The organism is Streptococcus parasanguinis, from assembly GCF_023109675.1.
GTDB lineage: Bacteria > Bacillota > Bacilli > Lactobacillales > Streptococcaceae > Streptococcus > Streptococcus parasanguinis_I.
On the sequence record NZ_JALDUR010000006.1, the window covers coordinates 36,472 to 48,119 of the forward strand.

The window sequence follows — 11,648 nt, forward strand, 5'->3', positions numbered from 1 at the left end:
TCACAGCAGATAATTACTTGTATTGTACCATATTTTGAAGCAGAAAAAAACCTATCTGGCCCGAATAAATCGGCGATAGGTCCTGTTTTTTATCGACTTAACAAGCTCAAGGCTTCCTTATCCGCAATAATGGTCACATTTGGATGTCCTTGAAGGGCACTAGCTGGCACTTTTTCTGTCCTTTCACCCTCTACTGTACCTTTGATTGCTTGGGCTTTTGATTCCCCATAAGCAAACAAGACAATTGATTTCGCAGCTAAGATATTGGCAATCCCCATAGAAATAGCTTGAGTTGGTACGTCTTCGATCTTATCAAAGAAACGAGAATTGGCCTCAATGGTAGAGTCATCCAACTGAACTAAGTGGGTCTGACTATTAAAGGATGTCCCTGGCTCATTAAAACCGATATGCCCATTGCGTCCGATTCCCAAGATTTGAAGGTCCACTGGATGGTCTTCGAGTATTTTGTTATAACGGATCACTTCTTGATCGGCAGATTCTTCAACACCGGATGGGAGATAGCTTTCTTTGAACGGTTTGGCATCAAAGAGATTTTTCTCCATGAAGTACCGATAAGATTGAGGATCATCTCCCGTCAATCCTACGTATTCATCTAAGTTCACACTGATTAGATTAGACAGATCCAGATCACTTTCACGAATTTGTTTATAAAACTCAAGGGGACTGCTTCCAGTCGCAAGACCTAAGGTTTGAGCACCTTCCTTTAAAGTTTCTTTCAATATATCAAAGGCAACTTTTCCACCCTCAATTTGGTCCTTTACTTCAATAATTTTCATTGGATAGACCTCCTATTTCTCTATGCTTTTATTATATGGTATAGACCAATTTTTGTCAAGTGAAACCGCTATCTTTTTCTGGCATTTTTTTCATTTTCAAGTCGATTCGTGATATAATGAAAGGTATGATTGTATCACTATTATTCATCATTTTTTTGATCGGACTCCTTGTCTTTCTATTATCTTTCTTGATTCATCAAAGAAAGATTCTCAAGGTCCTGATCTTTTTGATGGGAATCAGCCTGATGCTCTTAGCTGTCGGGACTACCATCTATCTACTCACAAATTTATTATAAAAGGAGCGCTAATGAATACCAACGACTTTGACTTTGATTTGCCTGAAGAACTGATTGCTCAAACCCCTCTTGAAAAACGAGATGCCTCTAAACTCTTGATCCTCGATCGAAAAACAGGGCAATTCCAAGACCGTCATTTTGATGCAATTTTGGATGAATTGGAGCCAGGAGATGCTCTTGTCATGAACAATACGCGCGTTCTACCAGCCCGCCTTCATGGAGTCAAACCAGAAACAGGTGGTCACGTCGAATTCCTTCTCCTTAAAAATACGCAAGATGACTGTTGGGAAGTCTTGGCAAAACCTGCAAAACGCTTAAAGGTAGGGGCCACAGTCAGCTTCGGAGATGGTCGGTTGACCGCAACCGTTGAGGAAGAATTAGAGCACGGAGGCCGTATCGTTCGCTTCCACTACCAAGGGATCTTTTTAGAAGTTTTGGAAAGCCTTGGTGAAATGCCACTTCCTCCCTATATCCATGAAAAACTGGCTGACCGCGAGCGTTACCAAACCGTTTACGCCAAAGAAAATGGTTCTGCTGCAGCTCCGACGGCAGGTCTTCATTTCACCCAAGAATTGCTCCAAAAAATTGAAGCAAAAGGGGTTCACCTGGTCTATTTGACCCTTCATGTGGGCCTAGGAACCTTCCGTCCAGTATCCGTGGACAATCTTGAAGACCATGAGATGCACTCTGAATTTTACCAACTTTCTGAAGAAGCTGCTGCTACCCTTCGTCAGGTAAAAGCTGCAGGGAAACGTATCGTAGCCGTCGGAACGACTTCTATTCGGACCCTTGAAACGATTGGTAACAAATTTGATGGAGACATCCAGGCCGATTCAGGTTGGACCAATATTTTTATCAAACCAGGTTATGAATGGAAAGTCGTCGATGCCTTTTCAACCAACTTCCACCTTCCAAAATCAACTTTGGTCATGTTGGTTTCTGCCTTTGCAGGCCGTGAATTAACCCTCGAAGCATACCACCATGCTATTCAAGAACGCTACCGGTTCTTCAGTTTTGGGGATGCTATGTTCATCAAGTAAAGGAGTCTCTCATGAATAAAGTTGAAAGCCGCCACCGCTTGATCCGCTCTATCATTTCTGAGCGTAGGATTCATACCCAACAAGAACTCCAAGAGGCCCTTGAAGCCAATGGCGTTCTCGTTACCCAGTCCACCCTTTCACGGGATGTCAAATCCTTGAATCTAGTAAAAATTAACGAGGGGGATAGTTCCTACTATGCCATGAATACCATCGCTCCTTCCCGTTGGGAGAAGCGCCTGCGTATGTATATGGAAGATGCCTTAGTCATGTTGCGGCCCGTTCAAAACCAGGTCGTTATAAAAACTCTTCCAGGTCTTGCCCAATCCTTTGGAGCGATCTTAGATGCATTGGAACTCCAAGAAATTGTAGCCACCATCTGTGGAGACGATGTCTGTTTGGTTATCTGCGAAGACAATCAAGGAGCTTTGGATTGCTTTGAAAAATTAAAAGAATTCACCCCACCCTTCTTCTTTAGTAAATAAAAAGTTTGGAAACCAAGTTTCCAAACTTTTTAAAATGTAGACAAACTATCTTAAAATAAGGTGAGCGATTCTGCAAAAAAATTAAAATGTGTTCTTATTTTTTGAATGAATGAAAAAAACACTGAAACTTTCCGCCGTGAGAAAAGTGCCTGAAATAAAATTGTTTCAGGCACTCGGAATTATTGAGAGTAAAACAGTTTGGGAAACTGTTTTAGCCTGAGCCCAGAAATTAAAGAGCGAGGGGGCTCAATACAAATTGAACACGGGCTGCGGATTGTGTCAAAAAGATAAGTTCTCCTAGAATCGAAAGATTCCGCGTCAAACTTCCTATTTTGACTTTATCCGCAGACGCCCTTAGTATCTTGATTTAGTCTTGGAACTTCGTAGAAGTTCGCTGACGTCCGTACTCACCTAAGGAAAGTTTTTAGTATAAGTTTGTCTTCAATCTGAAAGTTTGGAAACCAAGTTTCCAAACTTTTTTATATGGTGGCTAAGCGTTGAATGGCTTCTCGATAGATTTCCATCGCAGCGTAGAGATCGTCAATTTTTGCACGTTCATTGGCTTGGTGCTCGGTCTGTTCTGCACCTGGGAAAAGAGCCCCAAAGGCAACACAATTTTCCATGGTCCGCGCAAATGTCGCACCACCAGAAGACATAGCTGGTGTCTTATCACCAGTTTCTTCCTGATAGACGGCCATCAAAGAGCTGACTAAAGGACTATCCAAAGGAACATATAAAGGAGCTAAATAATCAAACTCTTCATATTCCAACTGATAGCTGGCTGCAATTTCTTGCAAACGAGCTACCAAGGCATCCTTGTCTGCTAAGACGGGGATCCGGATATCAATCCCGATTTCCGATTGTTCTTGATCGATCACAAGGGTCGCAAGATTGAAGGAAAGATCCCCACTTGGTTCATCTGAAATAGGGCCAAACAGTGCTTCTCCCGTTGCATCCTCACCAACAGCATCTGCGATAAAGAGCAAAGCTGGATGGGGTTGGATGAGGGATAAACTTTCCGCTAAACCGACAATAGCATTCACTCCTTCAGCTGCATCTTTAGAGTGCTTGGAAACACCCAAAACAGTTACAGAATCTTCTGTTTGGCTATACTGAACCCCACTTTGATCCAAAACAGGAAGCAACTCCTCCAAACGATGACCAGCATAGGTCGCCTTGTCTGGAACAACATTGAGGGCCTGTCCAGCCTGTAAGGGAAGATCATCCCAACCTGGACCATGCAATTTCACTTGTAATAAGCCTTTTTCAGCATAGGTTAATGGGAAAGAGGAATCCGGTGCAAATCCAAGATCTGCTTGTTCTTCGATTTGGTTGTAGCGGTTCATACAGCGCCACAAGGTTTCTTCATCCGTCCCAAAGATAAAGCGGATTCGTTTGGTAAACTGGATGCCATCATCCAGCAAACTCTTAACTGCATAGAGAGCAGCGAGGGACGGCCCCTTATCATCCTGCACACCACGACCTACTAAATAATCACCGACAATGGTCGCTTCAAAAGGTGGCGTTTGCCAATCTTTTAGATCACCGGCTGGAACAACATCCAAGTGACAAAGAACGGCCAGGAGTTCTTCCCCCTGACCGATCTCTGCATATCCATAGTATCCTTCAGGATCTATATATGTTTGAAAACCTAATTCTCGAGCAAGCTCTAAGGTTTTTTCTAGGACATCTTGGATAGCTTGTCCAAACGGTGTTCCATTTTCCCCTTCGTTTAATACTGAGGGGTAAGAAATGATGGTTTGAAGCGAGTTTAAATACTGCTCTTTTACATCGTTCTTTATTCTATTTTTCATGAAACACCTACTTTATTCTATTGCAAGAATGGAACCACAGTTCCTAGTAGAAGAAGGGCAATGGTGATTACAACAATCGCTACGACCAATTTACCCATGAATTTCCACCATGCACTCAAGTCAACACGTCCAAGAGCAAGAGCTCCCATTACGATACCTGAAGTTGGTGCGATCAAGTTCAAGACACCAGATGCAGATTGGTAAGCTGTGACAATCAAGCTACCTGGTACATTGACGAATTTACCAAGAGGTGCCATGATACCCATTGTTGCGCTGGCAAGACCAGATGATGATGGGATCAAGAATGACATTGGCAAGTAGAAAATGTAAGTCAAGACAATGAACAATTGAGATGAAAGACCTTTCAGTCCTTCTTCACCCCAGTGAAGAATTGTCGCAGTGATCATACCGTCGTTCATGATGACTTGGATACCACGTGCTACTGCTACGATAAGAGCAACACTCAAGAGGTCAGCTGCACCATTCATGAAGGATGAAATAATTTTATCTTCTTTCAAGCCATAAATGATACCAACAAGGATTCCCATGAAGGCAAAGAGCATAGCTGTTTGAGGGAAGTACCATGTACCAAGAGCATCTGTGTTACCGATCAATTGACCAAGTACTGGAATTTTATGGAGAGATTCGTTAAAGTTGTTAAAGAATGTAATACCCAAATCTTTGAATGGGATAAATCCAGCAACCATGATAACGAATGTTGAGATGAAGACGACCAAGACACGTTTTTGTTTCTTGTTCATTTGTGAAGGAATTTCTTCGCCACTATCAACATTAAAGTGTTTCAAATCTTCTTCACGAGTTGCATAGGTGAGAGATTTGGTTGGGTCTTTTTGAACCTTATCTGCATAACGGTATACATAGTATGTGCTAAGTCCTGTCAATACGATCCAGAAGATCACACGAAGTAAGAGACCTGAAGCACTTGAGATACCTGCAGTATCAGATGCGATAACTGTCGCAAATGGGTTCAATGTTGACGCCAAACATCCGATTTGTGATCCTAAAAGGATAATAGCTACCCCTGTCAAGCTGTCAAAACCAACGGACATCATAACAGGTACAAGAAGTGGATAGAAGGCCATGGTTTCTTCACCCATACCATAAGTTGTACCACCAAGGGCAAACAATGGCATCAAGATCAAAATCAACATTTTTTCGCGGCCTTTGTATTTACGAACGATAGAAGCAATCCCTACATCAAGGGTACCTGTTTCGTTCACAACTCCAAGGAAACCACCGACCATCAAGATAAAGAAGGCTACGTCAATCGCTGCACTAGTTGGTGCTTTACCAAGCATGGCATTGATTGGGGCCATCAAAACATCCCAAATTCCTTGAGGATGTGCTTTTACAGATTCATAACTACCTGCAATGATAGCACCTGCATCGTCAACCTTGTATTGACCAGCTGGAATAATCCAAGTTAACACTGCCATAATAGCAATGATAATTAACAATACGGAAAAAGATGAAGGCATCTTAAATCCTTTTTTCGTTTTTTCACTCATTTGTCTTCCTCCTAACGCAACAAAGTGTGAGTGATGTTTTACAAGAGCATCTTGTAAAACGCTTACCTATAGATTTATTCTATCACAATAAGCTTTAAAATACTAGTTTTTTCCTAATCTTTCATTAGTCTTTTTGAATAATTGTTCCACTTTCAGACTCAATCAAAGCGCCAAGGTTTTCAAGTGACGTAATAACTGCTTTTCCTTCTGGACGACCATTGACGAAGGCAATGGCAGCTTCTACTTTAGGAAGCATGCTTCCTGGTGCAAATTGGTCTTGCTTGATATATTCTTCCAATTGAGCCACATTAACATGTTCCAATTTTGCTTGGTCTGGTTTGTTGTAGTTCACAAAGACATAATCGACACCAGTCAAGACGATGAAGAGGTCTGCTTCTACTAATTCAGCCAAACGTTGAGAGGCGAAGTCTTTATCGATGACCGCTTCAACACCAGATAAGCTACCATCTGCTTCTTTCACAACTGGGATACCGCCACCACCGGCTGCCACAACGACTTGACCGTCGTTCAACAAAGTACGAATGGTATTGATTTCTTTGATATCCACTGGTTTTGGTGAAGCAACAACTTTACGCCAGCCACGACCAGCATCTTCTTTGAAGGTTGCTCCAGATTTTTCAGCTTCTGCTTTTGCTTCTTCTTCTGAGTAGAAAGGACCGATTGGTTTGCTGAGGTTAACGAAAGCTGGGTCGTTCTTATCAACAACGACTTGTGTCACAACAGAAGCCACATCTTTTTCGATTCCTTCTTCATGAAGAGCATTTTGAAGAGCATTTTGAAGCCAGTAGCCAATGCTTCCTTCGGTCATAGCAACTAAAGAATCAAGTGGGAAAGCTGGGTTCTTTTCAGAATTTGCAGCTAAGTGTTGAAGCAAGAGGTTCCCTACTTGAGGACCATTTCCGTGAGTGATGATCAAGTCATCCCCGTTTTTGATTAATTTGACTAAGTGTTTTGCTGTTTCTACAAGTGCTTCTTGTTGAGCTTGTGCAGAAGGATCAGATGAGAGAATAGCATTTCCTCCCAAAGCAACGACGATTTTTCTTGACATAAGTTTTCCCTTTCTATAAAAAATAGGGGCAGGACTAAAGCTAGCAGTCCAGCCCCTATAGCTGTTGGTATACGGTTATAAAGTCTTAAACTTTTGGAATGTACAAGTTACCAAGAGTAGCTGCCATAACCGCTTTGATGGTGTGCATACGGTTTTCAGCTTGGTCAAATTGACGAGCATATTTGCTACGGAACACTTCGTCAGTAACTTCCATTTCTTCTACGCCGAATTTTTCAGCAACATCTTTACCGTAAACAGTATTTGTATCGTGGAAGGCTGGTAAGCAGTGCAAGAAGATCAAGTCTTCGTTATCAGCTTTCTTAATCAAATCCATGTTTACTTGGTAAGGTTTCAAAAGGGCAACACGTTCTGCAAATTTGTCTTCTTCACCCATTGATACCCAAACGTCAGTATAAAGTACGTCTGCACCTTTCACTGCTTCGTCGGCATCTTCAGTGATCAAGATATGAGCGCCACTTTCTTTTGCAAATCCTTCTGCCAATTCAACGATTTCTTTTTCTGGGAAGAGTTCTTTTGGTGAGAAGATGTGTACGTTCACACCAAGGATAGCACCTGTTACAAGAAGGCTGTTTGCAACGTTGTTACGTCCATCACCACAGTATACAAGTGTCAAACCTTCCAAACGTCCAAAGTTTTCTTGAACTGTCAAGTAGTCTGCAAGCATTTGAGTTGGGTGCCATTCGTCAGTCAAACCATTCCATACTGGAACACCTGAGAATTCAGCCAATTCTTCAACCATACGTTGGCTGAAACCACGGAATTCAATACCGTCAAACATACGTCCAAGAACTTTAGCAGTATCTTCTGTAGATTCTTTTTTACCAAGTTGGATGTCGTTTGCACCAAGGTATTCTGGGTGAGCACCAAGGTCGATGGCTGCAGTAGTGAAGGCTGCACGAGTACGAGTTGAAGTTTTTTCAAACAAAAGCGCAATGTTTTTACCAGCAAGATAGTGGTGTTCAATGTTGCGTTTTTTAAGGTCTTTCAAGTGAGCTGAAAGTCCGATAAGGTATTCTAACTCAGCACGTGTAAAGTCTTTTTCTGCCAAGAAGCTACGTCCTTGGAACACTGAATTTGTCATTCTATTTGTCTCCTATTTTCTTTCTAGTATTGATCAGTAAGAAGAAAGAGCTGATCCTCAACGACCAGCTCTCGGTCTTCTCTATTAGATTTCTTCACGTTCAAATGGCATTGACATACAACGAGGTCCACCACGACCGCGAACCAATTCACTTCCGCGGATCTTAATCAAACGAAGTCCGTATTCTTCTAATTTCTTGTTTGTGACTGTGTTACGATCGTATACAACTACCACACCAGGTGCGATTGTAAGAGTATTTGATCCGTCGTTCCATTGTTCACGAGCAGCTGCAACCACATTGCCATCACCACAAGGGATCAATGTAACTTTTTCTACACCAAGGTTTTCAGCAAGTAATTCAGCCAAATCACCTTTTTCTTCAACAATCTTCAATGCTTCATTTTCATATGTTACAGAGAAGACGCGAAGGTTGCCTTGAATTTCTGGGTGGATGGTGAATTTATCGTAGTCCACCATTGTGAATACTGTATCCAAGTGCATGAATTTACGGCTGTTTGCAAATTCGAAGGCCAATACTTTCTTGAAGCCAACGTTCTTCTTGAAGATGTTTACCAACAATTTTTCGATTGATGCAGCATCTGTACGTTGTGAGATACCAACTGCCAAGACATCTTTAGAAAGGACCAATTCGTCCCCACCTTCGATACGAGTATCTTCTTCACGGTTGTATACCAAATCTACATTACCACCATATACTGGGTGGTATTTGAAGATGTATTTACCATACAAAGTTTCACGGTTACGTGTATCAGCATACATGTGGTTCAATGATACTGCATTCCCAATTGTAGCAAATGGGTCACGTGTGAAGTACAAGTTTGGCATTGGATCAATCGCAAATGGGTAGTCAGATTCAACAAGGTCTGTCAAGCCTTTGTCAGCTTCTGGAATTTCTGGAAGCTCAGCTTTTTGGAAACCAGCCATTGTTTTTTCAACCAATTCTTGGTTGTCTTCAATACCACGAAGGATTTCGCGAATAGCGTTTTTAGTTTGGCGTCCACGAATGTTTGCTTCATCAAGATATTCTTCGATGAATTGTTCGCGAATTTCTGGAGTAGTCAATGACTCAGCTGCCAATTTTTCAAGATAAAGTACTTCGATTCCTTCGTTACGAAGCGCTTGAGCAAAATTGTCGTGTTCTTTTTGTGCATCTTCCAAGAATGGAATATCATCAAAAAGAAGACGCTCTAGATAGTCAGGCATCAAGTTTTCCAACTCTTTACCTGGACGGTGCAACATTACTTTTTTCAGTTTTCCAATTTCAGAGAAAACATGAATTGGTTTAGTTGACATCTGTCATCCTCCTTTTTTCTTTGAGCCTGTTCACAAGCTTTATTACAATTGTTATTATATCCTTTATTGGTACCGCTTTCACGAAGGATTCTACTTTTCGAATGCAAAGAATTTTGTGTTTTTTTGAATGTTGTCTATATTTTATTCAATATGAAGCGTTTTCTTTGCATATTTTGTCTTTTATATTATTTTTATGAATATATATTTTTTTGTAAAAAATATAAAAAGATCAACAAATTAGTTGATCTCTTCAAAACTCTTTAAAAAGTAGGCTGTATCTAGAAAAGTTAGTTGTTTTCTCTCATACTGGATCTTATGAGAATCAATGAGTTTCTTTAAAACTTGATTGACGGTTTCTCGGGTTGTGGCTGCTAATTTGGCCATTTCCTTCATACTAATTGGAAATGGAAGCTGATTTCCTAGACCTTCATAGTCCTTGCACAGAATGGCTAAGGATTGAATCACGCGCTCACTGGCACTAGCTGTCACGACATTGCGCAAGCGCAACTCTTGAAATTCTAGGATGGAGGAGAGCTTTCTCATAATAAAGAGCAACTGCTCCTTACTCTCTTGGGCATATAATTCATAGAGGTTGACGGGAATCACGAAACAACGCAAATCCGTCACCGCACTAGCTGTATAGTGGTAACGCTCATCCTGGAACATCCCACCATAAGGGAACAGAGCCCCCTTCTTAATATAATCCATATAGGAGAATTGGTCAGACGAATCAAATTGCTCAATACGAGCAAAGCCTTTTGTCAGAAGAAAAATGCGCTCCCGCCTATCTCCTGCATAAAATAAAATTTGTCCTTTAGGGATATCCCTGGCATGAATTTCAACAGCTAATTTATCAAATAGCTCCACTGGTAGCGCAGAAAAGGCTGGATGCGAGCGGAGCAACTGGTAATCTTCCTTTGTAATCATGTCTATACTTCCTCTTATTACTATTAGTAGTATAACATACTTTTTATAGAAAAGGGAAAGAAGTCTCTTTAGAACAGAAAAGTAATTCGAAACACCAAGTGAATTTCATCCTACTTTGATAGAATAAAAGGCCTGAGCAACCCTCAGACCTTCTGTCGATTATTCATTCATATTGACACGATGCCATTCATTGATAACATAAGCCAATTGTCCCAATTGATAAAGACCAACGCCACTGATTTCAGAACTTTCTGGAGTCGTCCCTCCAAGTCCTGCAGTGTAGATAGCAACCAAATAAGGAGTCGATTCACGGACAATCGCATCCACATTAAGTGCTTCAGCAACATATCCTGGTTTTTGTTGAATCACCAAATCTGGCAAGAATTTTTTATAGTACTCACCTGGGAAAGACTCCCCGATCAGTTCTAGTAAATCCGCATATTTTTCTTGATGATTCCAAAGATATTCCAAGACATGGATGTAATAATCCGTTGTCGTTTTATTATCTTCGCTAAAGGTTTTAACCTCTGGTGAACGAGATTGACCATAGCGACTGAACAACTTACGCGCTTGCTCCATCCCCCCTAAACGATCTGCCAAAGCATAGGCTGGGGTGTTTTCAGAGTAAACCAATGAATAGCGCTGCATATCAGGAATAGACATGGCTCCATCAAAGGCAGCAACGTAATTGTCATGCTCTCCTACATATTCATAGTAAGTATTGGTAATGTCAAACCGGTCTGTTAAATTGAGTTTGCCCTTTGCGACTTCATCCACCACCAACATGTTCAACGGTAGCTTATAGGTACTACCTGCCGTCATTGGTTGAAGATCATTCATGGCAAATTGCTCTCCTGTAATGGCATTGCGATACGTGAAGGCAACTTGTGACGGATCAATTCCACTTTCTGCTAGGAAATCCTGGACAACCTCTACCAAACCTTTATTAGCATAATCATAGACAAGGCCATAAGCGCTCATCGTTTCCATGTCTGCATCTACTACTGCTTGCTTAGCTTCAGGAGATTTGACACGCGGTTTTTTCGTCTCAGGGGTAGACTTTTCGATATCTTGTTCTTTTGCTTCTTTTGTTTTCTTTGCTTTTTTTTCAATTGCTGATGCTGTTGGTTGCGTAATATGCAAGTAGCCCAGTGCGCTTGTTCCCACTAAGCACAATAGAATACTGATCGCAATCATGATCGAGCGTAGATTAAAATATTTTTTCATACGAGATTAATTATAAAAGATTCTACTGAAAATAACAAGAATTATCAGAAA

10 protein-coding genes are annotated in these 11,648 nt (G+C 41.2%); 2 read left to right on the forward strand and 8 right to left on the reverse strand.

Going from position 1 to position 11,648, the window contains the following annotated elements:
- Nucleotides 1–89 precede the first annotated feature (89 nt).
- On the reverse strand, nucleotides 90–797 hold the full coding sequence (locus tag M1G14_RS05820) for a glucosamine-6-phosphate deaminase (RefSeq protein ID WP_045759243.1): 708 nt from the start codon (nucleotides 795–797) through the stop codon (nucleotides 90–92).
- A gap of 307 nt (nucleotides 798–1,104) precedes the next feature.
- Here M1G14_RS05820 and queA point away from each other — a divergent pair, with 307 nt between their 5' ends.
- Nucleotides 1,105–2,133: a tRNA preQ1(34) S-adenosylmethionine ribosyltransferase-isomerase QueA gene (gene queA / locus M1G14_RS05825; protein ID WP_003006367.1), complete on the forward strand. Its 1,029-nt coding sequence runs from the start codon at nucleotides 1,105–1,107 to the stop codon at nucleotides 2,131–2,133.
- A gap of 11 nt (nucleotides 2,134–2,144) precedes the next feature.
- Complete coding sequence (locus M1G14_RS05830) at nucleotides 2,145–2,615, forward strand: arginine repressor (RefSeq protein ID WP_061591114.1); 471 nt, start codon at nucleotides 2,145–2,147, stop codon at nucleotides 2,613–2,615.
- Nucleotides 2,616–3,094: 479 nt separating this feature from the next.
- On the opposite strand, the gene M1G14_RS05835 is transcribed toward M1G14_RS05830, so the two are convergent.
- The 7 genes from M1G14_RS05835 to M1G14_RS05865 all read right to left on the reverse strand — a co-directional run bounded on the left by M1G14_RS05835 (nucleotide 3,095) and on the right by M1G14_RS05865 (nucleotide 11,597).
- A complete protein-coding gene (locus M1G14_RS05835; RefSeq protein ID WP_061591113.1) occupies nucleotides 3,095–4,429 on the reverse strand; it encodes a dipeptidase in 1,335 nt (444 codons plus the stop codon).
- Between the two features lie 17 nt (nucleotides 4,430–4,446).
- Nucleotides 4,447–5,958 (reverse strand): YfcC family protein, encoded by a 1,512-nt coding sequence (locus M1G14_RS05840; protein ID WP_049486413.1) that lies wholly within the window; start codon nucleotides 5,956–5,958, stop codon nucleotides 4,447–4,449.
- A gap of 124 nt (nucleotides 5,959–6,082) precedes the next feature.
- Complete coding sequence (arcC, locus tag M1G14_RS05845; protein WP_061591112.1) at nucleotides 6,083–7,027, reverse strand: carbamate kinase; 945 nt, start codon at nucleotides 7,025–7,027, stop codon at nucleotides 6,083–6,085.
- A gap of 85 nt (nucleotides 7,028–7,112) precedes the next feature.
- Complete coding sequence (gene argF / locus M1G14_RS05850) at nucleotides 7,113–8,129, reverse strand: ornithine carbamoyltransferase (RefSeq protein WP_049486412.1); 1,017 nt, start codon at nucleotides 8,127–8,129, stop codon at nucleotides 7,113–7,115.
- An 84-nt stretch (nucleotides 8,130–8,213) separates the two neighbouring features.
- The gene (gene arcA / locus M1G14_RS05855) at nucleotides 8,214–9,443 is read right to left on the reverse strand and encodes an arginine deiminase (RefSeq protein ID WP_049486411.1); all 1,230 of its coding nucleotides are present in this window, start codon (nucleotides 9,441–9,443) and stop codon (nucleotides 8,214–8,216) included.
- A gap of 237 nt (nucleotides 9,444–9,680) precedes the next feature.
- Nucleotides 9,681–10,370, reverse strand: a complete 690-nt coding sequence (locus M1G14_RS05860) for a Crp/Fnr family transcriptional regulator (protein WP_024056304.1) — start codon at nucleotides 10,368–10,370, stop codon at nucleotides 9,681–9,683.
- 159 nt (nucleotides 10,371–10,529) lie between these two features.
- The gene (locus M1G14_RS05865) at nucleotides 10,530–11,597 is read right to left on the reverse strand and encodes a serine hydrolase (RefSeq protein ID WP_061591110.1); all 1,068 of its coding nucleotides are present in this window, start codon (nucleotides 11,595–11,597) and stop codon (nucleotides 10,530–10,532) included.
- Nucleotides 11,598–11,648 lie beyond the last annotated feature (51 nt).